26 protein-coding genes are annotated in these 25,572 nt (G+C 61.8%); 22 read left to right on the top strand and 4 right to left on the bottom strand.

Features of this window, described 5'->3' with window-relative positions; genetic code table 11:
- Nucleotides 1–72 precede the first annotated feature (72 nt).
- From RIB87_RS06810 to trmB, 19 genes are all read left to right on the top strand, one after another.
- Nucleotides 73–3,075 (top strand): [protein-PII] uridylyltransferase, encoded by a 3,003-nt coding sequence (locus RIB87_RS06810; RefSeq protein WP_350144870.1) that lies wholly within the window; start codon nt 73–75, stop codon nt 3,073–3,075.
- A gap of 43 nt (nt 3,076–3,118) precedes the next feature.
- Nucleotides 3,119–4,678 carry a murein biosynthesis integral membrane protein MurJ gene (gene murJ, locus RIB87_RS06815; RefSeq protein ID WP_350144872.1) on the top strand — a complete coding sequence of 520 codons (1,560 nt, stop codon included), beginning with the start codon at nt 3,119–3,121 and terminating at the stop codon, nt 4,676–4,678.
- 80 nt (nt 4,679–4,758) lie between these two features.
- Entirely contained in the window at nt 4,759–5,793 is a 1,035-nt protein-coding gene (trpS, locus tag RIB87_RS06820; RefSeq protein ID WP_350144874.1) for a tryptophan--tRNA ligase, read from the top strand.
- 114 nt (nt 5,794–5,907) lie between these two features.
- Nucleotides 5,908–6,948, top strand: a complete 1,041-nt coding sequence (locus RIB87_RS06825) for a DUF2333 family protein (protein ID WP_350144876.1) — start codon at nt 5,908–5,910, stop codon at nt 6,946–6,948.
- A gap of 137 nt (nt 6,949–7,085) precedes the next feature.
- Nucleotides 7,086–7,583 (top strand): universal stress protein, encoded by a 498-nt coding sequence (locus RIB87_RS06830; protein WP_350145594.1) that lies wholly within the window; start codon nt 7,086–7,088, stop codon nt 7,581–7,583.
- Nucleotides 7,584–7,707: 124 nt separating this feature from the next.
- Complete coding sequence (locus tag RIB87_RS06835) at nt 7,708–8,265, top strand: NifU family protein (RefSeq protein ID WP_350144878.1); 558 nt, start codon at nt 7,708–7,710, stop codon at nt 8,263–8,265.
- Between the two features lie 124 nt (nt 8,266–8,389).
- Nucleotides 8,390–8,983, top strand: a complete 594-nt coding sequence (locus RIB87_RS06840; RefSeq protein ID WP_350144880.1) for a malonic semialdehyde reductase — start codon at nt 8,390–8,392, stop codon at nt 8,981–8,983.
- Between the two features lie 14 nt (nt 8,984–8,997).
- The gene (gene tsaB / locus RIB87_RS06845; RefSeq protein WP_350144882.1) at nt 8,998–9,720 is read left to right on the top strand and encodes a tRNA (adenosine(37)-N6)-threonylcarbamoyltransferase complex dimerization subunit type 1 TsaB; all 723 of its coding nucleotides are present in this window, start codon (nt 8,998–9,000) and stop codon (nt 9,718–9,720) included.
- A complete protein-coding gene (locus RIB87_RS06850) occupies nt 9,713–10,234 on the top strand; it encodes a GNAT family N-acetyltransferase (protein ID WP_350144884.1) in 522 nt (173 codons plus the stop codon). Before tsaB ends, RIB87_RS06850 begins: the two co-directional genes overlap by 8 nt.
- 140 nt (nt 10,235–10,374) lie before the next feature.
- Complete coding sequence (locus RIB87_RS06855) at nt 10,375–10,800, top strand: Fur family transcriptional regulator (protein WP_350144886.1); 426 nt, start codon at nt 10,375–10,377, stop codon at nt 10,798–10,800.
- Between the two features lie 54 nt (nt 10,801–10,854).
- Nucleotides 10,855–11,658, top strand: a complete 804-nt coding sequence (olsA, locus tag RIB87_RS06860) for a lyso-ornithine lipid O-acyltransferase (protein WP_350144888.1) — start codon at nt 10,855–10,857, stop codon at nt 11,656–11,658.
- 220 nt (nt 11,659–11,878) lie between these two features.
- Nucleotides 11,879–13,306, top strand: a complete 1,428-nt coding sequence (miaB, locus tag RIB87_RS06865; RefSeq protein ID WP_350144890.1) for a tRNA (N6-isopentenyl adenosine(37)-C2)-methylthiotransferase MiaB — start codon at nt 11,879–11,881, stop codon at nt 13,304–13,306.
- Nucleotides 13,307–13,380: 74 nt separating this feature from the next.
- Nucleotides 13,381–14,436, top strand: a complete 1,056-nt coding sequence (locus RIB87_RS06870) for a PhoH family protein (protein ID WP_350145596.1) — start codon at nt 13,381–13,383, stop codon at nt 14,434–14,436.
- On the top strand, nt 14,423–14,941 hold the full coding sequence (ybeY, locus tag RIB87_RS06875; protein WP_350144892.1) for an rRNA maturation RNase YbeY: 519 nt from the start codon (nt 14,423–14,425) through the stop codon (nt 14,939–14,941). The genes RIB87_RS06870 and ybeY overlap by 14 nt, the downstream gene beginning before the upstream one ends.
- Before the next feature lie 74 nt (nt 14,942–15,015).
- On the top strand, nt 15,016–16,041 hold the full coding sequence (locus RIB87_RS06880) for a hemolysin family protein (RefSeq protein WP_350144894.1): 1,026 nt from the start codon (nt 15,016–15,018) through the stop codon (nt 16,039–16,041).
- A gap of 2 nt (nt 16,042–16,043) precedes the next feature.
- Complete coding sequence (lnt, locus tag RIB87_RS06885; protein WP_350144896.1) at nt 16,044–17,666, top strand: apolipoprotein N-acyltransferase; 1,623 nt, start codon at nt 16,044–16,046, stop codon at nt 17,664–17,666.
- A 163-nt stretch (nt 17,667–17,829) separates the two neighbouring features.
- On the top strand, nt 17,830–18,252 hold the full coding sequence (locus RIB87_RS06890) for a helix-turn-helix domain-containing protein (RefSeq protein WP_350144898.1): 423 nt from the start codon (nt 17,830–17,832) through the stop codon (nt 18,250–18,252).
- 188 nt (nt 18,253–18,440) lie between these two features.
- Nucleotides 18,441–19,652, top strand: a complete 1,212-nt coding sequence (metK, locus tag RIB87_RS06895) for a methionine adenosyltransferase (protein WP_350144900.1) — start codon at nt 18,441–18,443, stop codon at nt 19,650–19,652.
- 20 nt (nt 19,653–19,672) lie between these two features.
- Nucleotides 19,673–20,374, top strand: coding sequence for a tRNA (guanosine(46)-N7)-methyltransferase TrmB (gene trmB / locus RIB87_RS06900; protein WP_350144902.1), 702 nt, complete (start codon nt 19,673–19,675; stop codon nt 20,372–20,374).
- A gap of 12 nt (nt 20,375–20,386) precedes the next feature.
- On the opposite strand, the gene RIB87_RS06905 is transcribed toward trmB, so the two are convergent.
- From RIB87_RS06905 to RIB87_RS06920, 4 genes are read right to left on the bottom strand one after another with little or no spacing between them, the layout of a single operon-like run.
- A complete protein-coding gene (locus tag RIB87_RS06905) occupies nt 20,387–20,740 on the bottom strand; it encodes a DUF1428 domain-containing protein (RefSeq protein WP_350144904.1) in 354 nt (117 codons plus the stop codon).
- Complete coding sequence (locus RIB87_RS06910; RefSeq protein ID WP_350144906.1) at nt 20,737–21,213, bottom strand: VOC family protein; 477 nt, start codon at nt 21,211–21,213, stop codon at nt 20,737–20,739. The genes RIB87_RS06905 and RIB87_RS06910 overlap by 4 nt, the downstream gene beginning before the upstream one ends.
- 30 nt (nt 21,214–21,243) lie before the next feature.
- Nucleotides 21,244–21,651 (bottom strand): VOC family protein, encoded by a 408-nt coding sequence (locus RIB87_RS06915; RefSeq protein ID WP_350144908.1) that lies wholly within the window; start codon nt 21,649–21,651, stop codon nt 21,244–21,246.
- 6 nt (nt 21,652–21,657) lie between these two features.
- Nucleotides 21,658–22,263, bottom strand: a complete 606-nt coding sequence (locus RIB87_RS06920; protein WP_350144910.1) for a TetR/AcrR family transcriptional regulator — start codon at nt 22,261–22,263, stop codon at nt 21,658–21,660.
- A gap of 284 nt (nt 22,264–22,547) precedes the next feature.
- On the opposite strand from RIB87_RS06920, the gene rimP reads away from it, so the two are divergent.
- The 3 genes from rimP to RIB87_RS06935 are packed head-to-tail and all read left to right on the top strand — an operon-like array spanning nt 22,548 to nt 25,502.
- Complete coding sequence (gene rimP / locus RIB87_RS06925) at nt 22,548–23,120, top strand: ribosome maturation factor RimP (RefSeq protein ID WP_350144912.1); 573 nt, start codon at nt 22,548–22,550, stop codon at nt 23,118–23,120.
- A gap of 7 nt (nt 23,121–23,127) precedes the next feature.
- A complete protein-coding gene (nusA, locus tag RIB87_RS06930) occupies nt 23,128–24,777 on the top strand; it encodes a transcription termination factor NusA (RefSeq protein WP_350144914.1) in 1,650 nt (549 codons plus the stop codon).
- On the top strand, nt 24,774–25,502 hold the full coding sequence (locus tag RIB87_RS06935; protein WP_350144916.1) for an RNA-binding protein: 729 nt from the start codon (nt 24,774–24,776) through the stop codon (nt 25,500–25,502). Before nusA ends, RIB87_RS06935 begins: the two co-directional genes overlap by 4 nt.
- The last annotated feature ends 70 nt before the right edge of the window (nt 25,503–25,572 follow it).

Below are 25,572 nucleotides of genomic sequence, written 5' to 3' on the forward strand. Positions count from 1 at the left end.
CACCCTCCCAAACCAAAAGAATTGTTGCCCCCCGGTGCGCAAACCCTGTGCAAAAGCGCTATATGTGTGCCCATGAGCACAGCAAACCCAACACCCAACCCCGCCGCCAAACCCGCCAGCAATCCGGCCGCGCGCAAGCGCGATTCCACGGCTGTCACTCTGACACCGGATGAGATTGTGGATGGCGAGGCGCTGCGCATCGCCCTGACGGCTTCTTTCCGGGAGAATGACGGCGATGAAGCCGCCCGCCGCGCGGCAGCCCTCGACATTCTCAAATCCACCATGGGCACCGGTCGGGCGCTGATCCGCGAGAAACTTGAAGCGGGCATGAAAGGCATCGAGACGGCGCAGGCGCTGTGTTACCTGCAGGATGTCATCATTCAGGCGCTGTATGACTATTGCCGGGTGCACGCGTTTCCCTCCGCGCATCACACCGAAGCTGAAAATATCTGCATCGTGGCCGTCGGCGGCTACGGGCGCGGCACGCTCGCCCCGTCCTCCGACATCGACCTGCTGTTTGTGCTGCCCCACAAGCAAACCCCGTGGGGCGAGAGCGTGGTCGAATACATGCTCTACATGTTGTGGGACATGGGCCTCAAGGTCGGTCATGCCACACGCTCGATCAACGAATGCATCCGGCTTGCGCGCGAAGACATCACCATCCGCACCACCATTTTGGAGGCGCGTTACCTGTGGGGCCACGAGCCGCTGCTTGATGACCTGATGGATGCGTTCTGGAACCAGCTTGTGCCGGGCACCGGCCGCGAGTTCGTGCGCCTCAAACTTGAAGAGCGCGACCAGCGCCACAGGCGGGCCGGCCAGTCACGCTATCTGGTGGAACCCAACATCAAGGAGAGCAAGGGCGGGATGCGCGACCTCCAGACCCTGTTCTGGATCGGCAAATATCTCTACGGCGTTCGCGATCCCCAGGAGCTGGTGGACAAGGGTGTGTTCCGCGCCAGTGAAATGCGCACCTTCATGAAGGCTGAGGAGTTTTTGTGGGCGGTGCGCTGCCACCTGCATTTTGTCACCGGCCGCGCCGAAGACCGGCTGAGCTTCGACATCCAGATCGAAATGGCGCGCCGTCTTGGCTATGTCAGCCACGGCGGCATGAAGGATGTCGAGCGCTTCATGAAGCACTATTTTCTGGTTGCCAAGGATGTGGGGGATCTGACGCGCATCTTCTGCGCCACCCTGGAAGACCAGCAGCGCAAGGCGGCCCCTGCTGCAAGCGCTGCCACCTCCCTGCGCAACAAGCTCGAACCGCTGATGAACGCTGTCGGGCTTGGTGCCCGCCTGCGCAAAAGTGCGGCTGCCCTGCCGCCTGGTTTCGAGCTTGACGGCGCGCGCATCAATGCCGCCAGCGAGGATTTGTTCAGCAAGGACCCGGTCAATATCATCCGCCTGTTTCACATTGCAGAAATGACGGGTACGGACATTCACCCCGACGCGCTGCGGCTGGTCCGCCGCTCGCTCAAACTGGTGAACGCAGACCTGCGCGCTGACGACGAAGCCAACCGCTTGTTCTGCGAGATACTGGTATCAAAGCACACCCCCGACATCGCCCTGCGCCGCATGAACGAGGCGGGCGTATTGGGCCGCTTCGTGCTGGACTTTGGCCGCATCGTCGCGCTGATGCAGTTCAACATGTATCACCACTACACAGCCGACGAGCATCTGATCCACGCGATTCATATTTTGTCCGGCATTGAAAAGGGTGTGGACGCCGACCAGCACAGGCTGGCCAACGACCTGATGAAAAAAGTGCAGTCCCGCAAGGTGATTTACCTCGCCATGTTCCTGCACGACATTGCAAAAGGCCGCCCCGAAGACCACTCCATTGCCGGCGCCAAGATTGCCCGCAAACTCGGCCCCCGTCTGGGCCTGAGCCCGGCGGAAACAGAAACCGTCGAGTGGCTGGTGCTTGAACATCTCATCATGTCTGACGTGGCCCAGACCCGCGACATCTCGGACCCGCAAACGGTCAAGGCCTTTGCTGACAAGGTGCAAAGCCCCGAGCGCCTCAAATTGCTCACCATACTGACGACCGCTGACATCAAGGCTGTTGGCCCCGGTGTATGGAACGGCTGGAAGGCGCAGTTGATTGAGCAACTGTACGATGAAACCCTGCCGTTGCTCTCCGGCAAAAACAATGCGCCCAGCCGCGCCAGCCGCATTGAAGCCGCCAAGGAAACGTTCCGCGCGCGTCTGGCGGACCTTGGCACCTCGACCATTGACACGCTGATCGAGCGTCAAAGCCCCAGCTACTGGCTGGTGGTGGACGCCGATACCCAGGAGCGTCACGCCCGCCTGATGGCCGGGGCTGACGAAAGCAACGGCTCAAACAGCGTGCTCGAAATTGGCGTCACCCCGCTGCCCGACGACGAAGCCACCGAAATCACCGTGTTCACGCCCGACCATGCGGGGCTGTTCTCGCGCATTGCAGGCGCGGTGGACATGACCGGCGCCAACATTGTGGACGCGAAGATTTTCACCACCACCGACGGCATGGCGCTGGATACGTTCTGGGTCCAGTCCGACAACTCCAAGGTGGTGGATGAAGCCCGCCGGGTTGAACGCCTGAAAGAACTGATCGAGAAAAACCTGCGCGGCGAAACCCTGCCCAAGGAAGCCATCGCCCGCGAGCGCAAACGCACCCGCCGTCAGCAGGCTTTTGAAATTGAGCCGCAGGTCATCATCGACAACACCGCCACAGACCGCTTCACCCTGATTGAAGTCAACGCGCTGGACCGCCCCGGCATCTTGTATGACCTCACCCGCGCGCTGTTTCACCTGGGCCTGACAATCACCTCAGCCCACATCGCCACCTACGGCGAACGGATCGTGGACGTGTTCTACGTGAAGGATGTCACCGGCGGCCAGGTGGTGCAGGATGGCAAGAAGGAAGCCGTCACCACCGGACTTCTGTCAGCCATCAACTCCCGCCTCAGCCCGCAGCCCAAAGACGTCAAGGACCGCGTCCAAAAACGCAACGAACGCCGCAAAGCCGCGGGTGAGACGGGCAAGAAGGCAAGGGCAGCGAGGACCAAGCGGCTGAAGGGGGCGGCGGGGTAGAACAGCTTGCTTTCGCCATCAATCACGCGCATCCCTTAGCCCTATGAACCTCCTCCGCGCCTTCGCCACCGTTGGTGGCATGACGATGATCAGCCGGGTGCTTGGCTTTGTGCGCGATATATTGATCGCAGCCGTGCTGGGGACCGGGCCGGTGGCGGACGCGTTTTTTGTGGCGTTCAAGTTTCCCAATCTGTTTCGGCGGTTGTTTGCCGAAGGGGCGTTCAACTCGGCCTTTGTGCCGTTGTTTGCCAGGCGGCTGGAAGGCGAAGGGGCGAAGTCGGCGCGCCAGTTTGCCGATGAAGCCTTCGCGGTGCTGCTCACCGTCCTGCTGATCTTCACGGTACTCGCCCAGCTGGCCATGCCGTGGCTGATGTATGTGATCGCGCCGGGCTTTGCGGATACGCCGGACAAGTTCGATATGGCGGTGGTGTTCACGCAGATCGCGTTTCCCTATCTCTTGTTCATGTCGCTGGTGGCGCTGCTGTCGGGCGTGCTCAACTCGTTGGGCCGGTTTGCCGCCGCTGCCTTCGCGCCGGTGCTGCTCAACATCATTCTCATTGCCACGCTGACGCTGGCCGCGCCCTATTTTGCCAACCCTGGTCTCGCGCTGGTGTGGGGCGTGGCGCTGGCGGGGCTGGTGCAGTTTGCCATGCTGGTGTGGGCCGCCCACCGCGCGGGCTTCGCGCCGCGCCTGCGGATGCCCAAGATGACACCGGGCGTAAAGCGGCTTGTGACGCTGGGCATTCCCGGCGTGATTGCCGGTGGCATTGCCCAGATCAACTTGCTGATCGGGACGATCATTGCGTCCCTGCAGGACGGCGCCGTCTCGTGGCTGTATTACGCCGACCGGGTGTACCAGTTGCCGCTGGGCGTCATCGGCATTGCCATCGGCATTGTGCTGCTGCCTGATCTGGCGCGACGCCTGCGCGGCGATGATGCGGCGGGTGCCATGTGGTCGCAAAACCGGGCGATGGAGTTTGCCATGCTGCTGACGCTGCCTGCCGCTGCGGCCCTCGTCGCCATTCCCGGCCCGATCATTGCCACCCTGTTTGAGCGCGGTGCGTTTGACGCGGCCGATACCCTCAAAACCCAGATGGCGCTGGCCGCGTTTGCCGTCGGCCTGCCGGCATTTGTGCTGATAAAAGTGTTCTCGCCGGGCTTTTTCGCCCGCGAAAATACCATGACGCCGATGCGCTTTGCGGCCATCGGCATCGCGGTCAATATCGCGGGCTCTCTGATCCTGTTCTATCAGATCGGCTTTGTCGGCATTGCCATGGCCACGTCAGCGGCGGCCTGGGTCAATGCCGGGTTGCTGTGGTGGAGGTTGGTCGCCAACGGCCACTTTGAGAGCGACGCGCGCCTCAAAAAACGTCTGCCGCTGATCGTGCTGGCGAGTGCCGCCATGGGCGGGTTGTTGTGGGCAACGGCGACGTATGCAGGCCCCTACGCTGCCTCCTTCATGCCCGGCGGCTGGACGGCGGAAGCGCTGGGCATCATTGCGCTTGCGGGTCTCGTTGCAGGCGGGGGGCTGGTCTATGCACTGCTGTGCCAGATCACCGGCGCCGCACGCTTGTCAGATATCCGGCAGGCCATCCGCCGTTAGCCGCTTGCAGCATCCCGACGGGCACGCCATAAGGCGCGTGCCCGGCCTCCACCTCCGGGTGTATTGGAGCAAGTCGCAAAATGTCTTTCGCTGAACGTGTGTTTTCCGGTGTGCAGCCCACAGGCACGCTGACCCTTGGCAACTATCTGGGTGCCATCCGCCGCTTTGCTGACTTTCAGGACAGCTACGAGTGCCTGTATTGCGTTGTGGATATGCACGCCATCACCGTGTTTCAGGATCCCAAAGAGCTGCACCGAAATACGCTGGGCGTAACCGCAGCCTATCTGGCGGCGGGCCTCGACCCTGCCAAAAACATCATCTTCAACCAGAGCCAGGTGGCCGCCCACGCTGAAATGGCGTGGATATTCAATTGCGTGACGCGCATCGGCTGGCTTAACCGCATGACCCAGTTCAAGGAAAAGGCCGGCAAAAACCGCGAGAATGCGTCTGCGGGCCTGTATGTGTATCCAAGCCTGATGGCGGCGGACATTCTCACCTACAAGGCAACGCATGTGCCGGTGGGCGAGGATCAAAAGCAGCACCTCGAGCTGGCCCGCGACATTGCCCAGAAGTTCAACCATGACTATGGCGATGCTATCCGTACACAGACGAATACAGATGAGTTCTTCCCGCAGCCCGAGCCGTTGATTGAAGGCCCCGCCATGCGCGTGATGAGCCTGCGCGACGGCACCAAGAAAATGTCGAAGAGCGACCCCTCCGACATGAGCCGTATCAACATGGATGATGACGCCGACACCATCGCCCAGAAAATCCGCAAGGCCAAAACAGACCCTGAACCGCTGCCCGGCGAAGCAACCGGCTTTATCGGCCGCCCGGAAGCAGAAAATCTGATCGGCATCTATGCCGCCCTTGCGCAGGAGCCAAAGCTCGCTGTCGTGGACCGATTTGCCGGGACGCAGTTTTCAGAGTTCAAGAAAGACCTGACCGAATTGGCGGTGTCCACGCTCGCGCCGGTGTCCGATGAACTGCGCCGCCTCAAGGCAGACCCCGGCCACCTTGAAACCGTGCTGAACGAAGGCGCTGGCCGTGCGGCAGCGCTGGCCGCGCCCATCATCGCGGATACCAAGGCAATTGTGGGGTTTGTGGGAGCCTGACCGGGCGCTGACTTGATCCAAACCCCAGGGTTCTTATGTAGAAGCAGCGCTTCACTTTGATGCGCCGCCGGCCACACAGCTTTGGCCACACAGCTAAAGAGGCACATCCGCCATATGGGCATGCTCGACAAGGTTCGCGACAGCGCCAACTCCCTGCGCACCAAATGGGCCTATCGCGACGCCGGCACCAAAGCCGCGCGTCCGGCGCGCTCAGGGGCCCGTAGCTGGATGCCGCGCCTTGAAGGCGTATGGCTGCGCCGCATCGCGCTCGTGCTGGCGGTATTTTTGCTGCTGTATTATCCGCTCGGCGCGTGGTGGTCCCACAAGGTGGACGACAATCTCAATTTTGAAATCCAGGGCGAGGTCTTGCCCGGTCAAAGCCGCGCGGTGGCCATCGCCGCTGATCTGATCGACCGTGAGGTCAACCAGAATGGCTGGGTGGCCAATGACCCGTTCTTCATGCCCACCGCCATCATCGACAACATGCCCAATTTCCAAAAGGGCGTTATCGCCGCGTTGGCACGCTTCTCGTTTGAACTGACAGACCAACTGGGCCGTACCCGCGGTTCCAGCGAAGCAGACGCAGACCTGCAATCAGCCGCAGGCCTGCTGCAATATCCCGGCGACGTATGGGTGTGGGACCCAACGGTGTCGCTTGCCCCCACCGCCACGTCCGAAGCGCAATACCGCCGTGCCCTGCGCGCGCTGCGCACCTACAACTCGCGCCTTGCCGCCGGTGACGCCACGTTCCAGAAGCGCGCCGACAATCTGCTGGCCACGCTGGACCGTATTGCGCTCGACATCGGCTCCACGTCTGCGGTGCTTGACCGGCACGTGGTTGAATCGTCGGGGTTCCCGATTGATCCGGACGCGGACGATATCTTCTATTTCACCAAGGGCCAGGTCTATGGCTATTACCTGATCCTGCGCGAACTGCGCCGTGATTTTGATGCGCTCATTGTGGAGCGCGAACTGGGCGACGCATGGGACGAGCTGATGTCCTCGATGCAGCAGACCGTTGATCTCAATCCGTGGGTGATTATTGATGGCGCGCCGGACGCGCAGTTTGTGCCCAGCCACCTGGCATCGCAGGGTTTTTACCTGCTGCGCGCCCGCACCCAGCTGCGCGAGATCAGCAACATTCTGCTGAAATAAGTCATTAAACCTGTGGGCGTGGTTAAGTCGCGGCCGGACAAACTTGCCGCTTGCAGCATCCCCCCAAGGTCGGGCAGCCTTCGTACATGAGCAAAGCACCCACCCCAACCGGGTCCAAAACCGAGTGGTCAGAGCCGATGCCTGACAATCCGGCACCCAAAGCGCCGCCGGTGCGCAAGCGCAAGTTTCTGGTGATTGCCGATGGCTCACCGGAAGCAAGCAAGGCGTTGCATTTTGCCACTCTGCGTGCCGCCCACACGGATGGCGCGGTAACGCTGCTGGCGGTCATCGGCCCGGCTGATTTTCAGCATTGGCTGGGCGTAGAAAACCTGATGCGCGAAGAAGCCATGGAAGAAGCCGAGCGCGTGCTGCACAAGTTGGCCGCCCAGGCCTATGACCAGTTTGGTGTGCGCCCTGAACTCATCATCCGCGAAGGCAAGCTGCGTGAACAAATGGCGCAGCTGATTTCAGAAGACCCTGACATTTCCGTTCTCGTGCTGGGCGCAGGCACCAGCAAGGAAGGCCCCGGCCCGCTGGTCTCCTCCATCGCCAGCGACGCGGCGGGCGGTTTCGGCATCCCCGTCACCATCGTGCCCGGCGATTTGTCCGAAGAGCAGATCAACCTGCTGGCCTAGACCCAAATCCCGGCACGCGGTTATTCCCACACGGTTCAAATGGTTGAACTGGGGCATGGTTTGCTCCATTTAGAACATAACCAACGCTACAAGTCGGGTATTCACCCGCAACCGGAGAACAAGCATGTTTATCCAGACCGAATCCACGCCCAACCCGGCCACAATGAAGTTTTTGCCGGGACAGCAAGTGATGCCGTCAGGCACAGCTGATTTCACCGATGCGCAAGGCGCCAAGGCCTCGCCGCTGGCAGACCGGCTGTTCGCGCTGGGCGACATTGAGGGTGTGTTTTTCGGCAGCGACTTTGTAACCGTCACCAAGTCGGATGCCGTGGACTGGACCCACATCCGCCCCTCGGTGCTGGGCGCGATCATGGATCATTTCACATCGGGCGCTCCGCTGATGGCCGAAGGGGCTGAAAACGCCACCGGCCATGCCGCCGCCGGGGACGACGACGGCCCGCTGGTCACCCAGATCAAGGACATTCTCGACACCCGCGTGCGCCCCGCCGTTGCGCAGGACGGTGGCGACATCGTGTTTCACGGCTTTGAGGATGGCGTCGTCTATCTCAACATGATCGGTGCCTGCGCCGGTTGCCCGGCCTCAACAGCAACGCTCAAAAACGGCGTTGAAAACCTGCTCAAACATTTCGTGCCCGAAGTTCAGGAAGTCCGCGCGGTCTAGTCGCCCTTCTAATTTTTCCAGCGCATGTCGTCCCGGATCAGCTCCTCCCGGATCGGGTCTGAGATGACGCGTGCTTTTGTGTACTATGCCGCACCACGAACCGCGCAATATCAGGACAAGCCTCATGGCCGAAAAGATCGCTCAATCCGCCCTCGACCAGATTTTCATGGATGCCCGCACGCACAATTTCTGGCTCGAAAAGCCCGTGAGCGAGGCGACGCTGACAGAACTCTACAACATCATGCGCATGGGGCCGACCTCGGCCAACTGTTCACCGGCGCGGATCATCTTTGTACAGAGCAAAGAGGCAAAGGAAAAACTCAAGCCGCTGCTGATGGAAGGCAATCAGCAAAAGACCATGGCGGCGCCCGTCTGCGCCATCATCGGCCATGACCTTGAGTTCTATGAAAAAATACCGGAGCTTTTTCCGCACAACCCGGATGCAAAAAACTGGTTCAACTGGTCTGCGGAGTTTGCCGAGCAGACAGCGTTTCGCAACGGCACCCTGCAGGGCGCCTATTTCATAATTGCTGCCCGCGCGCTGGGGCTTGATTGCGGGCCGATGTCGGGTTTCGATCAGGCGGGTGTGGACGCTGAGTTTTTTGCCGGCACAACGATCAAGTCAAACTTCCTGTGCAACATCGGCTACGGCGATGCGGCAAAACTCGACCCGCGTTCGCCGCGCCTTGCGTTCGACGACGCTGCAAAAATAATCTGACGGCGGAACGCTCCGTGCCCCCCCCTTCAGATGTTTATGTGCTCGGCTTTGATACGGCGATGGATGCCTGTCAGGTCGCTGTCGTGTCCCGCACGGGTCATGTTGTGGCGAGTGCCTGCGAGCCCATGAAGCGCGGCCACGCCGAAGCGCTGATCCCGATGATCGGGGCTGTGCTGGAGGCCGCAGACATTGGCCTTGAAGACCTGACGCGTATCGGCGTTACCGTCGGCCCCGGCACATTTGCGGGACTTCGCGTCGGCCTCGCGGCTGCGCGCAGCTTTGGCGTGTCTCACGACATTCCCATAGTTGGCGTATCGACGCTTGAAGCAGTGGCCGTGACGCTTCCAGAGCCCGAAGCCGACCAGCCGTTGCGCGCGGGCGTCATCGCGTTTGATGCGCGTAATGATGAAGTCTATCTGCAGATTGTTGATCCCCTGGGCACGCTGGTCGTCGCGCCATCCGTTGTGGACATCACAACCGCCGCCGATGCAGTGCCATCGGGGCTGGTAAACCTGACGGGTTCCGGTGCGCCCAAACTGGCTGAGGCCCTGGCCGCGCAGCAGCGCAGCAGCGACGTTGTGGTGGTGGACCAAAGCCTCTGGGCCCCCAAAGCTGACTGGGTTGCGCGGCTGGCGCTGGTCGCACCTGACGACCGCGTTGGCCCGCCGTCGCCGCTTTATCTGCGCCCGCCTGACGCCAAAGAGCCTGCAAATGGCGGGGCGCTGCCCCATGCCTGAAGCCAATGCGGACAAGGATCAGGCCGCAGGCCCTGGCAAAACCGACTTTGCGCCCGACATTCGCCCGGCAACGGTGCATGACGTTGCGGACCTTGCTGATATTCATGCCCGCGCGTTTCCACCCGAAGCTACATGGCACGCTCCTGCCATTTTGCGCCTCCTGCAAACGCCGGGCACGTTCGGGCTTGTGTCCGGCAGCGACGCAGCGCTTACCGGCTTCATCCTGATGCGCGCCGCAGCAGGCGAGGCTGAAATACTGACGCTCGCCGTGGACCCTGACCATGAACGGCGCGGCAATGCCCGTGCGCTGGTGATCGGCGGCCTCACAACCACGCTGGCGGTGGACTGCCCGGAGGTTTATCTGGAGGTGGCCGCCACCAACGCCCCGGCAATTGCGCTCTACCAAAGCCTTGGTTTTGTGCAGACAGGCCTGCGCAAGGGTTATTACACCCACCTGGGGACAACGCCTGTGGATGCGCTCGTGCTGCGATGGGCGCCTGACAAAGACGCCTAACCCCATAAAGGGCATATGGGATTGGGCGCGGCAAAAAGATGACGCCGCCCCCCTCATGGACTAGGTTAATTGCGGCGCGCGGTGGCCGACAAGCTCGACCGCGTCTGCGCGATTGAGCAAAAGACGGATAGTTGAGACACATGGACAGGCTGGAAAATCTCTGCATCGAAAAAGGTATGCGCATGACCGAGCAGCGCCGCGTCATTGCGCGCGTGCTCTCTGCCGCCGACGACCACCCGGACGTGGAAGAACTCTATCGCCGGGCCTCGGCGGTTGATTCAAACATCTCTATTGCCACCGTCTATCGCACCGTGCGCCTGTTTGAAGAGGCGGGCATTCTGGAGCGCCATGATTTTCGGGATGGCCGCTCGCGCTATGAACCTGCTACCGACGACCACCACGACCACCTGATTGATGTGCAGACCGGCGAAGTTGTTGAGTTCAACAACGAAGAAATCGAGCGTCTTCAGGAGATTGTCGCCCGCGAACTGGGCTACGAACTGGTGGACCATCGCCTTGAACTGTATGGCGTGCCGATTGCAAAGAAAAACACCGCAACCGGCTAGCCCGCATCAGGGCGGGCGGATGGTCCGCTGCGGGTTTCAAGAAGGCGAAAAAAGATGGCGACCTGGCGTGCGGTAACAAGAGCATTCTGCTTTGTGGCGATGACGCTGGTCATGATGCCGTTCCAGTGGGTGCTGGTGAAGTTCAACCTTCCCGGCTCGCGCAGACTGCCGCAGATATATCACCGGCTCCTGTGTCTGGTGATCGGCATCCGCGTCACCGTCAAGGGCAAGCCCGTCACCGATAAACCAGTGCTGATCTGCGCCAACCACACGTCCTATCTCGATATTCCGGTCATGAGCACGGTGACGCCGGTGTCGTTCATTGCCAAAAGCGAGGTGGCGACATGGCCCCTGTTCGGGCAGATGGCCAAGCTTCAGCGCACGGTATTTGTCGAGCGCGAACGCCGCACCAAAACCCGTGAACACCGCAACCAGATACATGGCCGCATCGTCGCGGGCGATACGCTGATCCTGTTTCCCGAAGGCACCTCAAGCGACGGCAACCGGGTGTTGCCGTTCAAGAGCGCATTGATGTCGGTGGCACAAATGAGTGTCGTGGGCGATGACGGCGCGCTCGACGATATGGTGATGGTGCAGCCCGTGTCGCTGGCTTATACGCGCGTGCACGGCATTCCGATGGGGCGCTATTACCGGCCCTATTTTGCCTGGTATGGCGACATGGATCTGGTGCCGCATCTGTGGGAAGTTTTCCAGACCGGGCCGATTGACGTGGTGATGGAATATCACGATCCGGTCTCCATCACCCATGCAGGTACGCGCAAGGCGCTGGCCACCTATTGCGAGGCGAAAGTGGCCGACGGCGTGGCGCGCGCGATCTCAGGCCGGGTGGCTGCCTGACCCGCAGCTGGCCAATGCCCCCGTGAGTAAGGGGCGCGCGCGCGAACGCGAAGCGGCTGTCATCAGCCTGCAACACCTCTGTGGGCAAGGTCCATATCACCGGTGCCCGTTAAGGCTGTGAGTTGAGGTCTGGGTAAAACGGGCGCATAAATAGGCTCTGATCTTCGTCGCGTATCCGCCATTTGAAAGATGTGATCCCATAAGGAGCCACCCACCCGCTTTGCCGAACATACCCAACAGTCCCAAGCTCTTTATCAAGACCTATGGCTGCCAGATGAATGTCTATGACAGCGACCGCATGTCGGACGCTTTGGCGCCTCAGGGCTACCAGACAGTGCCCGCCGCAGACGGCGCAGACCTTGTCATTCTCAACACCTGCCACATCCGCGAAAAAGCTGCCGAAAAGGTCTATTCGGAGCTTGGCCGCCTGCGCGCCCTCAAGGAGCGCCGTCTCAAGGCAGGCCAGCCACTCACCATCGGTGTGGCCGGCTGCGTCGCGCAGGCGGAAGGCGAGGAGATGCTGGCGCGTGCCCCGGTTGTGGATTTTGTCGTCGGCCCGCAGGCCTATCACCGGCTGCCCGGCCTTGTTGAGCGCGCCCGCGACGGCGAGCGTCCGGTGGAAACCGAGTTTCCCGAAGAAGACAAGTTCGAGCACCTGCCTGCCGCCAGCAAGAAAGTCACGCTTGGCCGTGGCCCCACGGCATTTCTTACGGTGCAGGAAGGCTGCGACAAGTTTTGCACGTTTTGCGTTGTGCCCTACACCCGCGGCTCTGAAGTCTCGCGCCCGATGGCACAGTTGCTGGCAGAAGCGCGCGGGCTGGTGGACGCGGGCGTGAAGGAAATCACGCTGCTGGGCCAGAACGTCAACGCCTGGCATGGCGATGACGGCACCGGCGCGCCGTCAAACCTTGGCCGCCTTTTGTTTGCGCTGGCGGACATTCACGGCGTCGAGCGCCTGCGCTACACAACAAGTCACCCGCGCGACATGCACGATGATCTGTTCGCTGCTCACCGTGATCTTGAAAAAGTCATGCCCTATCTGCATCTGCCGGTGCAGGCGGGTTCGGACCGTATTCTCAAGGCGATGAATCGTCAGCATACGGCGCATGACTATCTCACACTGATCGAAAAGCTGCGCGCTATCCGCCCCGACATTGCGCTGTCCGGTGACTTCATCGTCGGCTTCCCAGGTGAAACCGACGCCGACTTTGACGCAACCATGAGCCTCGTCCGTGAGGTCGGCTACGCGCAGGCCTATTCATTCAAATACTCCCAGCGCCCCGGCACGCCCGCCGCCACCAATGACGCGCAGGTGCCGGAAGACGTGAAGGCTGGACGGCTTGCCCGCCTGCAGACGCTGCTGAGTGAGCAATCACATGCGTTCAATCAGTCAGTGGTTGGCCGCACCTTGCCGGTGTTGCTGGACCGTGTGGGAAAACGTGATGGTCAGCTTGCCGGCCGCACACCCTATTTGCAGGCGGTGCATCTCGACGCCCCCGCCCACCGCCGCGGACAGATTGCCGACGTTGTGATTGAAGCGGCCCACCCCAACAGCCTGTCCGGACGGCTGGCGAACGCGCCTGACCACACACCCCACCACACCCCCCACCCCACACATGCCGATCTGGCCAAGGGAGATGCTGCTTGAGCGTTGGAACACCCGCACCCGCTGCAAACGCTGATGCTCAGTCAACACCACAGTCCGGCCCCCAATCAAGCGGCGTGCGCGCCCAGAGCGGCGCCCGGCCTGACGTTGTGGTGCTTGATTTTGATGACAACCACCTGCTGGGCGCATTGGCCGGCGTTGCCGATTGCAACCTTGCACGGGTTGAGCAACTGACCGGCGTCACCCTCACCCCGCGCGGCAACCGCGTGGCCATTCGCGGCTCGCAGGAGGCGCGCGATCAGGCAGCGCGTGCACTGAGCGACCTTTATGCCAAACTCAAGCGGGGGCAGGATGTTGCCATGGCCGATGTGGACGGGGCCGTGCGCATGACCGCCAGCACGGTGCCTGCCGCGCGGCGCGGCTCCGGCAGTGTGCAGCTTGTCACCAAGCGCCGCATAATTGAGCCGCGCTCGGAAAATCAGGCGTTGTATATGCAGGCGCTGCAATCAAGCGAACTTGTGTTTGGTCTTGGCCCTGCGGGCACCGGCAAAACCTATCTGGCGGTGGCGGCTGGTGTATCGCTGTTCATTCAGGGCCAGGTGGACCGTATCATCCTGTCGCGTCCCGCTGTTGAAGCAGGCGAGCGGCTGGGCTTTTTGCCCGGCGACCTGCGCGAAAAAATCGACCCGTATCTGCGCCCCTTGTATGACGCGCTGTATGACACGCTGCCCGCCGAGCAGGTGGCGCGCTCGCTTGAGTCCGGCGAAATAGAAGTCGCCCCGCTTGCCTTCATGCGCGGGCGCACGCTCTCCAACGCCTATATCATTCTCGACGAAGCACAGAACTGCACATCCGTGCAGATGAAAATGTTTCTGACCCGTCTGGGCGAAAACTCCCGCATGGCCATTACCGGCGACCCGACACAGGTTGACCTGCCGCTGGGGGCCAAGTCCGGCCTGCGCGAAGCCCGCGACGTGCTCGACGGTGTTCCCGGCGTGGCCGTCACCGAGTTTGCCAATGTGGACGTGGTGCGACACCCGCTGGTGACACGCATTGTCGAGGCCTATTCGCGCAGCGAGCGGTCGTTGCTGGAGACCAAAACCACCCCCCGCACAGCCCCGACCGCCCCCAGGGCAACCCCCGAGTCAGATGCCGACAATGCCGACGATTAGCCATCCCGGCACCGCTGAACTGCAGGTGCCCGGGTCGTCCGCTTCGGTGGTGATTGATGTCACCCATGCGCACGAGGCATGGAAAAACATTCCGTATGCAGAGCAATGCGTGCGCAGTGCCGCCATGGCCTCACTCGATCGCGGGTTTGTGGGTGAGGTCAGCGTCGCCCTTGAAAGCGACGCAGCCATGCAGGCGCTCAACCTTGAATGGCGCGGCAAGGACAAGCCCACAAATGTGCTGTCATTCCCCTCCCCGCAGGTCGCGCCGCCGCTGCCGGACATGCCGCGCCACCTGGGCGATATCGCGCTTGGCCTTGAAACACTGATCGCTGAAGCCGATGCGCAGGGCAAATCGCTGGCCCATCACCTGACGCATCTTGTGGTGCATGGCATGTTGCATTTACAGGGCATGGACCACGAAACGGATGCCGATGCTGAGGCGATGGAGGCCCGCGAACGTGCTATTCTTGCGGGTCTTGGCGTGCCCGACCCATATGCGGCATAACTGATAAAACACACCAAAGCCGGGCCGACCGAACACACATCGCCCTCCCGCCCGGCAACAGGAATCTTACCCTCATGGCTCTGGCCTCCAAGACCCCAGTCGAAACGCCGACCCAAGCCCCCCGCGAGATACCCGCAAACGGCACGGCAAGCGCAAACGGCAGCAGCACCCAGCCGCTGGGCCAGCGTCTTGCACGCGCCTGGCGCTATGTTATGGGCGGCACCGAACCCGGCTCGCTTGGCGCATCGCTGGATGCGGTGTTCGGCGACGACCGCGAAGGCGGGCCGGAACTGTCTCCCGCTGAACGCGATATGTTCGTTAATCTGCTTGGGTTCAGCGAACTGCGCACTGAAGACGTCATGGTGCCCCGCCTCGACATTGTGGCGGTGGAAGAGGGCATTTCGCTGGACGACCTTGTGGCAGCCTTCCGCGAGGCCAATCACTCCCGCCTGCCGGTCTATCGTGAGACCCTCGATGACCCGCGCGGCATGGTCCACATCAAGGATCTGCTGGGCTGGATGGCCGACACCCAGCCCGACTCCAAAGCAGAAGCCAAAGCACCCTTCACCGTCGCCAGCATCCAGCGCGACCTCATTTATGTGCCCCCCTCCATGCCGGCCATCGACCTGCTGTTGAAGATGCAGGCCAGCCGCGTCCACATGGCGCTGGTGATTGATGAATATGGCGGCACCGACGGCCTCGTCACCATCGAAAATCTGGTTGAGGAAATAGTCGGTGAAATCGAAGACGAGCACGACACCGAAGAATTGCCCGACCTCGTGCGCCGCCCTGATGGCCTGATAGACGCTGCCGCCCGCGCCGAAATCAACGACCTCGAAGAGATGCTGGGTATCACCCTGCTGGACGAGGAGCGCGAAGCCGAGCTCGATACGCTGGGCGGCCTTGTGTTCGACATGCTGGGCCGCGTGCCGCAGCGCGGCGAGATGGTGCCGCACCCTTGCGGCATTGAGTTTGAAATTGCCGACGCTGACCCGAGGCGCATCAAGCGTCTTGTGGTGCATCCCGGTACGGCCGCGATTTCCGCTGCAAAAACGGCCGACACCAGTAACGACCCTGATACCAAGCCGACGACGGACTGAATATGCGCCTTGTCGCTTCTATTGCTGCGTGGTGCGCGGCGCGCACTGCGCGTCAGCGTCTCGCGCTGTCACTCGCGGCGGGCGCGATCACCGTTCTGGCAATGCCGCCTTTCGGGCTCTGGCCGTTGCTGTTCGTCACGTATCCGCTGCTGATCTGGATGCTCGACGGCATTGAGCCGGATGCTGACCATCCGTTTGCCGGCTGGCGCGCAACGGCGCTTGCGGCATGGGGCTTCGGCTTTGGTTTTTTTCTCGCAGGCCTCTACTGGATCGGCTCGGCGTTTTTGGTCGAAGCAGATGCCTTTGCGTGGATGATCCCGTTTGTGGCCGCCATCCTGCCCGGCGGACTGGCCTTGTTCTTTGCCTTTGCCGCCGTCGCCGCGCGCGCTATCGCGCGCCGGGGTGTTGCGCGCGTGTTGGCGTTGGCCTTGATGTTTGTCATCGCCGAATGGCTGCGCGGCAACATTTTGACGGGTCTGCCGTGGAACACGCTGGGCTACACGCTTTCGGTGTCGGACGCCTTGGTGCAGGCCACATCGGTGTGGGGCTTGTATGGCCACACGGTGGTTGCAGCGCTGGTGGCCACAGCGCCAGCGCTGCTGGCCGGCCCCGGCCTTGCGGCAAGCCCCAAAGCCGTGCGTGCCCGCGTGATTGCAGCGGGCGTTCTGGCCATCGGCCTGCCTGCGGGCCTGCTGGTGTTCGGCATGGTGCGGCTGGCGCAGCCCCTGCCCGCAGATGTTGGGGGTGTCACCCTGCGCATCGTCCAGCCCAACATTGCCCAGAAAGACAAATGGCGCCCGGAACTGCGTGCCGCCAATTTCTCCCGTCTGCTGCGCCTGAGCCGTGGACAAAATGATCTGGCGGGTATCACCCATGTGATCTGGCCCGAAAGCGCGCCGCCCTTCTTGCTGGCCGACAACGCCGATGCCCGCGCGCTGGTGGCAGACATATTGCCTGACGGCGTGCACCTCATTACCGGGGCGGTGCGCGCGGAGCCCCTGCCCCGCGCTGAGCCCGATGGCCGGTGGGCGCGCTTTTTCAATTCCGTGATGGTGCTGGATCACGATGCCCGCATCGGCGCGATTTACGACAAGGCACACCTGGTGCCGTTTGGCGAATATCTGCCCGCCCAGGGGCTGCTTGAGGCCATCGGCCTGCAACAACTCACTCGCCAGCGTGGCGGTTACGAGACAGGCCCCGGCCCGCGCACCATTTCGGTGCCCGGCGCACCGGCCATGGGACCGCTGGTCTGCTACGAGGTGATATTTCCCGGTAATGTTGTGGGAGAGACCCGTCCCGGTTGGCTGCTGAATGCAACAAACGACGCATGGTTTGGTGATTCGATCGGCCCCCGCCAGCATCTGTATCAGGCCCGGATGCGTGCAGTGGAGGAGGGGCTTCCGCTTGTCCGTGCCGCCAATACAGGCATTTCCGCAGTTATCGGCCCGCGTGGTCAAATGCGCCGAACGCTGGACATTGGAGAAGCCGGAGTAATAGATGAGTATTTGCCCGGTGCATTAAATGAAACCATTTACGCGCGCGCAGGATATTCCATCTTCATTGTACTCCTTGTGCTTCTGGCGGCATCTATATATTGGTTGAGACCTGCCCGACCTAACGAGTAGTTTCGCATATTAACCACAACCATAAGTTGTGCGGCAGGGCGCGCCTATAGTCTTTGACATACGCTTCCGGTAAAGGCCAAAGTCGTGCGATGCACTCATAGGTATGTGTGCATTTCAGGAAAACACGAAATATTTGTGTAATTTTGGCCGGAAGGAACACCAGGTGGCCCGCAAAGAGCCTAATCCGATCGACGTTCATGTCGGCAGCCGTGTGCGGCTGCGCCGCCTGTTGGTGGGCATGAGCCAGGAGAAGCTGGGCGAGCAGCTTGGGCTTACCTTCCAGCAGGTTCAAAAATACGAAAAGGGCACCAACCGTATCGGTGCCAGCCGCCTTTTTGAGGTGTCGCGCATTCTGGGCGTTCCGGTGCAGTATTTTTATGAAGAACTGGCTCCCGCGTCTGCGGGCGAGGGTGAAATGGCCTTCGCCGAAGGCGACGGCGCATCCTTTGTCATGGATTTTGTCTCGAGCTCAGAAGGCCTGCAGCTCAACCGCGCTTTCTTCGAGATCAGGGATCCTGCCGTCCGCCGCTCGGTCATCGACCTGCTGAAGCATATGGCGAAGGCGCAGGACGTAGCTGCCGATTAACATGGCTGCCCGCGCATACATTCTCACGCCACACCGTTCCAGCCACCTGTAGCCCCCGCACCTTGACGGCAAGCGGCAAACCCGGCAAGAACGCCAGCGTTTCCAAGTCCCGCCGCCTTTTGGCCTTAAGCCGCATCTTGTGACCAGCCCCTTGCCGGTCCGCATTCCAGTTGGGGAGATTTTCCGCCGTGGCACGTTCAAGCTACCTGTTCACCAGTGAATCCGTTTCAGAAGGCCACCCGGACAAGGTCTGTGATCGTGTCTCCGACGAAATTGTCGATCTGATTTTCCGTACCGCCGCCGATGAAGGCATGGATGCCTCGCTGGTGCGCGTCGCCGCTGAAACCCTCACCACCACAAACAAGGTGGTGATTGCCGGTGAGGTCCGCGTGCCCGACAGCCTGCATGGCGACGGCGACCGGGTGAAGCCCGCCCCGTTTGAGGAAGTGGCCCGCGCCGCCATCAGGGATATCGGCTACGAGCAGGACGGCTTCCACTGGAAAAATGCTGATGTCGACGTGCTGCTGCACGCCCAGTCCGTGGATATTGCCCAGGGTGTGGACGCTGCCGGCAACAAGGATGAAGGTGCGGGCGACCAGGGCATCATGTTCGGCTATGCCTGCCGCGAAAGCGACGTGCTGATGCCCGCCCCCATCGTGTTCTCCCACCGCATTTTGAAATCGCTGGCCGATGCCCGCCACGCCGACGCCAAATCCGGCCTTGGCCCAGACAGCAAGAGCCAGGTGACCCTGCGCTATGAAAACGGCAAGCCCGTCGCCGCCACCTCTGTTGTGGTGTCCACCCAGCATGATGAAGGCCTCACCACCGAGCAGGTGCGCGAGATTGTCCGCCCGCATGTGCTGGATGTATTGCCTGACGGCTGGATGTGCCCGGAAGAAGAGTTTTACGTGAACCCCACCGGCAAGTTCGTGATCGGCGGCCCCGACGGTGACGCGGGCCTGACCGGCCGCAAGATCATTGTCGATACCTATGGCGGGGCCGCTCCCCACGGCGGCGGCGCCTTCTCCGGCAAGGATCCCACAAAGGTGGACCGTTCCGCCGCCTATGCAGCGCGCTACGTTGCCAAGAACGTTGTGGCCGCGGGCTTTGCCGACAAATGTACGTTGCAGCTTGCCTACGCCATTGGCGTCTCCAAGCCCCTGTCTGTCTATGTGGACCTGCACGGCACCGGCAATGTGGACGAAGCCAAACTTGAAGCCGCCATTCAGGAAGCCATGAACCTCAGCCCGCGCGGCATCCGCGAGCATCTTGCTCTCAACAAGGCGATCTATGCCCGCTCGGCAGCCTACGGCCACTTTGGCCGCGACGCTGACGCCGACGGCGGCTTCTCGTGGGAAAAGACCGATCTGGTCGAGCCGCTCAAGGCAGCGCTTAGCTAGTCGGCATCATCACCCCCTCTATGGCTGAAACAGACAAAAAACAGGGGCTGCCGTTCACACGGCGGCCCCTTATTTATGGCCGCGCCAAAGGCAAGGCCCTGTCACCACGCCAGCAAAAGCTGTTTGCCGGGGTGTTGCCGCGCGTTGCGGTTCCGCAAACAAAACCACTTGATCCGTATACAGTGTTTTCCTGCGTTTGCGCTGTGCACCTGGAAATTGGCTTTGGCGGTGGCGAACATCTCATCGCGCGGGCACGCCAGAACCCGGACACCGGCTTCATCGGCTGCGAGCCGTTTCTCAATGGCGTGGCCAAAACGCTTGCCGCCATCGAAGAGCACGATGTGGGCAATGTCCGCCTGCACCATGGCGACGCCCGTGATGTGCTCGACCGACTGGAGACAGCCTCGCTTGACCGCGTGTATCTGCTCTATCCCGACCCCTGGCCCAAGACCCGCCAGAACAAGCGCCGCTTCGTGGGGGCGGATACGCTTGAAAGCCTCGCCCGCGTCATCCGCCCCGGCGGCATTCTGGAAATCGCCAGCGACATTCCCGATTATATCGTCTGGACGCTGCGTGAGATCGCAGCCGACGGCCATTTCACCGAATGCGCCGGGAATGATCGCGCAACACCCCCTGACGCCTGGCCCGGCACCCGCTACGAAGCCAAGGCCCTGCGCGAAGGGCGGACACCCTGCTACCTTGAGTTCGCCCGCCGCAGCTAATCCGCAGACGGATCAGGCGTCGAGGATCATCTCGAAGCCGCCGAAGATCATGCGCTGCCCGTCAAACGGCATGGCGGCATCCTCGCTGGCCATGCGCGCGTCCGACATCACCTTCTGCATTCCCGCGTCCCTCACGCTGCGCGATGGCCACTCGATGAGCGAACAGCACACGGTCTCGTCCGCCGCGCATTTCACCGCCAGAGGAAACGATGTGACCTTGCCCTGCGGAACATCATCGCCCCAGAACTCGAGCACCCGCAGTGCGCCGTGCTCCTTGAATATCTCCGCCGCCATGCGGGCATGGGCGATATAGGCGTCCTTGTTGGCGGTCGGCACGGCGGCCGCCATCACATCCACATACGTCACGTCTTTTCTCCCCTGAACGCCGCTTCCAGCGCGGCAATGTCGATCTTGCTCATGGTCATCATGCTGGCATGGGCACGTTGCGCGGCTTTCTTGTCATCCGACATCATCAGCCGGGGCAGAACCTCCGGCACGATCTGCCAGGAGACCCCGAACCGGTCCGTCAGCCAGCCGCATTGACTTGGTGTCCCGCCGTCCGCCGTCAGCGCGGCCCACAAGGAGTCTGTTTCCGTCTGATCTTTCGTCAGGACACTGATGGACGCCGCCGGGCTGTGATCGAAATGCGGCCCGCCATTGAGCGTCATGTAGGGCGCGCCCGCCAGCGTGAACTCGACCACCAGCGCCGGGCCAGCGGGGTCCGGCCGCGAGACGGACTCGATAAAACTTTCCGGCATCAGCGAGACATAGAAACTCGCCGCGTCTTCGCCCTGGGTGTCGAACCACAGGCAGGTGCGGACTTTGGATGTAGGGTTCATTGTCTGCTCTCCTCTCTCCGGTTCGAATGACTAATCCCCGGGCATCTGTGACGGGTCCATCCACATGATTTCCCAGATATGGCCGTCGGGGTCGCGGAAGGCCCGGCCATACATGAAGCCGTGATCCTGGGCGGGTCGGAACTCGTCGCCGCCATGGTCGCGTGCGGCACCGACCAGTCGGTCGACCTCTGCGCGCGTATCGACCTGCAAGGCGACCAGCACTTCCGTCACCGCGTGGGCGTCGGCTGGCGGGGTCGGCGCGAACTGTGCGAGCTTCTCATGGGTGAGAAGCATGGCCGACATCTGTGCGCCGATTTCCATGCCGGCCGCAGTGTCGTCACTGAAGTCCTCGTTGAACGAGAAGCCCACGCCTTCGAAGAAGCGGCGGGACCGGCCGAGGTCTGCCACAGGAAGATTGACGTAGATGTGCTGGATCATGGGGAGTCACTCCGTTGTGGGTCTGGTCTCAAACAACAGCTCGATGTAACGGCGCAGATGGCGCGTGCTGGAAATGGCCACGCCCACATTGCCGGTGGCCTTAGCCAGAACGAACGCGCCCTGCAGCACCGCCTGGGTGTGCAGGGCAAGGCTGCTCGGTGACCAGTCAACTCTGTCCGGAGCAATGCCGTGGTCAGCCATGGCAGCGGCAATGTCAGCTTCGAGTGTGGCGGCATGGCCGCAGATGCTGTTGGCGCAGGCATCGCGGATCGCCGGGCTGGTATCATAGGCCTCCTGCACCATAGTGCCGACAAGACATGTCACCTGTTCGACAGGGCCATCAAGAAGCGCAATGCGGAAATCCACATAGGCGAGTACGCGCTCAAGCGGATCCGCCGGTGCATGGTAGGGCGCGGCGGCGAACAGGGCGCTTGTCGTTTCGTGCCAGAAATCCGCAGCCGCGACGCCCAGCGCATCCTTGCTCGCGAAATGATGGAAGAACGCGCCCTTGGTGACCCCGGCAGCCGCACACAGGTCATCCACCGTCGTGGCTGAGAAGCCCTGCGCCCGGATGACGTCCCGGGCGGCCTCCAGCAGCTTTGTTCGTGCCATCGCTTTGCGCACTCATGCCTCCATTCCAAATAACATACCAACCAGTTGGTATGTTATGCAATGCCGATTTGCGGGTGGGGCCGATATGCGGGTGGGGTGGCCTGGCCCCATGCCTGCCTTCTGCCGGGCCAACCGGTTGCAATTCCCAACGAAAAGCGTATGGTCCGCGCCAAGTTGAGACCCCGGTTGTTTTGCTGACCAAGGCAAAATGGCTGCGACGGTAGGTTTGGGGCCCTCGCGGGGCCCTTTTTTTTGCCTTTTTGCGGCATCAGGAGACATCTGGTTTGAGCCTCAAGGCCAAAACACCGGCGGAAGAAAAGATCGAGGCGCTGATAGCACCGCTCATCGAGAGCATGGGCTATGAGATTGTCCGTATCCGGATCATCGGCTCCGGCACGCCGGTGTTGCAGGTGATGGCGCAGCGCGCTGACGGCACCATGCCGATTGAAGGCTGCGAGGAAGTATCGCGGGCCATTTCGGCGGCGCTGGATGTGGATGACCCGATTTCGGGCAAATACACGCTTGAAGTGTCGTCACCCGGCATCGACCGTCCGCTGACCCGCGAAAAGGATTTTGACACCTGGGCCGGGCATCTCGCCAAGGTGGAACTGCAAATGCCCATTGATGGCCGCAAACGCTTTCGCGGTCTGCTGGACGGATACGCCGACGGTGAAATACGCATCGCCGTTGAGATTGAAGGATTTTCGCAACCGCAGGTCGTCGGCCTGCCGTTCGCTGATCTGCACGACGCCAAACTTGTTTTGACCGACGCGCTTATCAAGCAGGCCCAAAAATCAGGCGGTGCCAATCCGGCACCTACCGAACTTGAAACACTCGAAGAAGACATAACGGAGTAAGTCACCCATGGCACAGGCTGTTAGCGCCAACCGGCTGGAGTTGTTGCAGATCGCAGATGCGGTCGCCCGCGAAAAGTCGATCGACAAGGCCATCGTCATTGAAGCGCTGGAAGACGCCATTCAAAAGGCGGCGCGCTCACGCTATGGCGCGGAAAACGAAATCCGCGCCGAGATTGATCCCACCACCGGCGAGATCAAGCTCAACCGTCTGCAGGAAGTGGTGGAGGAAGTCGAAAACGACGCCACCGAGATTTCCCTCAAGGACGCGCAGGTCCGCAACCCGGCTGCCGTGGTTGGCGACTTTCTGACCGAGCCGCTGCCGCCGATTGATTTTGGTCGTATCGCCGCCCAGACCGCCAAGCAGGTGATCGTGCAAAAAGTGCGCGACGCAGAACGCGACCGCCAGTTCGATGAATACAAGGACCGTATCGGCGACATCATTCACGGGCTGGTCAAGCGCGTTGAATATGGCCACGTCATTGTTGACCTTGGTCGCGCCGAAGCCATTGTCCGCCGCGACGAACAGATCCCCCGCGAGGCATTCCGCACCGGCGACCGCATCCGCGCCTATGTGTTTGATGTGCGCCGCGAGCCGCGCGGCCCGCAGATTTTCCTGTCGCGCACCCACCCGCAATTCATGGCCAAGCTGTTTGAACAGGAAGTGCCGGAAATCTACGATGGCATCATCGAAATCCGTGCCGTGGCGCGTGATCCCGGCAGCCGTGCCAAGATCGCCGTGATCTCCAACGACGGCTCGATTGACCCTGTTGGCGCCTGCGTGGGTATGCGCGGCAGCCGTGTGCAGGCCGTGGTCAACGAGTTGCAGGGCGAAAAGATCGACATCATCCAGTGGTCGCCGGACCCTGCAACCTTCATCGTCAACGGGCTGGCCCCGGCGGAAGTGGTGAAGGTGGTGCTCGACGAAGATGCCGAGCGCATTGAAGTGGTGGTGCCCGACGACCAGTTGTCGCTGGCCATTGGCCGCCGTGGCCAGAACGTGCGCCTGGCCTCGCAGCTGTCCGGCTGGACCATTGATATTCTGACCGAGGCCGAAGAAAGCGAACGCCGTCAGGCAGAGTTCGCCGAACGCTCGCAACTGTTTGAACAGGCGCTGGACGTGGACGAGGTAATTGCACAGCTTCTGGCGTCCGAAGGCTTCGCCACGGTCGAAGAAATCGCCTATGTGGACGCCGAGGAAGTGGCTGACATCGAAGGTTTTGATGAAGAGACGGCGTCCGAGATCCAGGCGCGCGCCACCGAATATCTTGAAAAGCTCGACGCGGAACGCGACGCCAAACGCAAGGAGCTTGGCGTGGCCGATGAAGTGGGCGAGGTGCCCGGCATCACCGCGGCCATGCTGGTATCGCTTGGCGAAAACGACGTGAAATCGCTGGAAGACCTGGCGGGCTGTGCAACGGACGACCTCACCGGATACTACGAAACGGTGGATGGCGAACGCCGCCGCGAGCCGGGCTTCCTTGATGGCCACGATGTGTCGGCGGCGGACGCCGAAGACATCATCATGGCGGCCCGCGTCAAGGCCGGCTGGATCACCGAAGAAGATCTGGCGGCCATGCGGGCTGACGCCGAAGCGGCGGAAGCAGGAGACGACGCGGGCGACGGTGAGGTGGACGCTGAGGAGGCACCGGCTGAGTGAAGCCTGAGGACGTAACCACACCGCAGCAACGCCGCGAGCGCGCCGGCCACAAGAAGCGCCCGGAGCGCAAATGCATTGTCACCGGCGAGCCGGGCACCCCGCAGACCCTTGTGCGGTTTGCGGTCAGCCCGGATGGCACCGTGGTGCCGGATATTGACGGCAAGTTGCCGGGGCGCGGTATCTGGGTGTCGGCCTCCCGGCAGGCGGTGGACAAGGCGGCCCAAAAAGGGCTGTTTGCCCGCGCCGCCAAGGCAAAGGTGAAGGCCGCAGAAACACTGGCGGATCAGGTGGAAGCGGGCCTGAAGGCGCGGATTCTGGCGCTTTTGGGGCTGGCAAAGAAGGCGGGGCAGCTTTATGCGGGCCTCACCAAAGTTGAAGAAGCGGTTGAACAGACAACAGCCAGAACCCACGTGGCGGCGCTGTTTCTGGCGTCTGATGCAGGCAATGAAGGCCAGCGCAACGGGCGGTCGCTGGCGGCCAAAGTCGAGGCCCCCGTTATTGCCGTTTTTTCGGCAGAACAATTGGGTTTGGCATTGGGGCGGGCAAATGTGGTACATGCTGCCCTGACTGCAGGCGGCCCCCCCCCAAAAGGAGGGGTGCCGGATAGGTTGCCATCCGATGCGCCGGACACGGTTAAGGGTCCACGGGCGCGGACGGACGACAGGTTAGCCGACCTCATTTTGGGTGAGGTCGGGCGTTTGCAGGGGTTCCTCGGCGGAGCTTGAGTGGGGGGTTGCCCCCGTATGGTGGGTCATGCCACGCCTTGGATATTGGGCGGGCGGCACCCGTGACGAC

Origin of the sequence: Pyruvatibacter sp. (assembly GCF_040219635.1) — a bacterium.
Taxonomy (GTDB): Bacteria; Pseudomonadota; Alphaproteobacteria; order CGMCC-115125; family CGMCC-115125; genus Pyruvatibacter.

Excerpts from the sequence above, each read along its gene's own strand:
- RIB87_RS06830 (WP_350145594.1), top strand. The coding sequence starts at position 7,086 with ATGCCTGACAATCCGGCACCCAAAGCGCCGCCGGTGCGCAAGCGCAAG.
- RIB87_RS06915 (WP_350144908.1), bottom strand. The coding sequence starts at position 21,651 with ATGATCCAGCACATCTACGTCAATCTTCCTGTGGCAGACCTCGGCCGG.
- olsA (WP_350144888.1), top strand. The coding sequence starts at position 10,855 with ATGGCGACCTGGCGTGCGGTAACAAGAGCATTCTGCTTTGTGGCGATG.
- murJ (WP_350144872.1), top strand. The coding sequence starts at position 3,119 with ATGAACCTCCTCCGCGCCTTCGCCACCGTTGGTGGCATGACGATGATC.
- RIB87_RS06850 (WP_350144884.1), top strand. The coding sequence starts at position 9,713 with ATGCCTGAAGCCAATGCGGACAAGGATCAGGCCGCAGGCCCTGGCAAA.
- trmB (WP_350144902.1), top strand. The coding sequence starts at position 19,673 with ATGGCTGAAACAGACAAAAAACAGGGGCTGCCGTTCACACGGCGGCCC.
- RIB87_RS06840 (WP_350144880.1), top strand. The coding sequence starts at position 8,390 with ATGGCCGAAAAGATCGCTCAATCCGCCCTCGACCAGATTTTCATGGAT.
- RIB87_RS06825 (WP_350144876.1), top strand. The coding sequence starts at position 5,908 with ATGGGCATGCTCGACAAGGTTCGCGACAGCGCCAACTCCCTGCGCACC.
- RIB87_RS06810 (WP_350144870.1), top strand. The coding sequence starts at position 73 with ATGAGCACAGCAAACCCAACACCCAACCCCGCCGCCAAACCCGCCAGC.
- RIB87_RS06880 (WP_350144894.1), top strand. The coding sequence starts at position 15,016 with ATGGCTCTGGCCTCCAAGACCCCAGTCGAAACGCCGACCCAAGCCCCC.
- nusA (WP_350144914.1), top strand. The coding sequence starts at position 23,128 with ATGGCACAGGCTGTTAGCGCCAACCGGCTGGAGTTGTTGCAGATCGCA.
- ybeY (WP_350144892.1), top strand. The coding sequence starts at position 14,423 with ATGCCGACGATTAGCCATCCCGGCACCGCTGAACTGCAGGTGCCCGGG.
- trpS (WP_350144874.1), top strand. The coding sequence starts at position 4,759 with ATGTCTTTCGCTGAACGTGTGTTTTCCGGTGTGCAGCCCACAGGCACG.
- lnt (WP_350144896.1), top strand. The coding sequence starts at position 16,044 with ATGCGCCTTGTCGCTTCTATTGCTGCGTGGTGCGCGGCGCGCACTGCG.
- RIB87_RS06855 (WP_350144886.1), top strand. The coding sequence starts at position 10,375 with ATGGACAGGCTGGAAAATCTCTGCATCGAAAAAGGTATGCGCATGACC.
- RIB87_RS06920 (WP_350144910.1), bottom strand. The coding sequence starts at position 22,263 with ATGGCACGAACAAAGCTGCTGGAGGCCGCCCGGGACGTCATCCGGGCG.
- RIB87_RS06910 (WP_350144906.1), bottom strand. The coding sequence starts at position 21,213 with ATGAACCCTACATCCAAAGTCCGCACCTGCCTGTGGTTCGACACCCAG.
- RIB87_RS06835 (WP_350144878.1), top strand. The coding sequence starts at position 7,708 with ATGTTTATCCAGACCGAATCCACGCCCAACCCGGCCACAATGAAGTTT.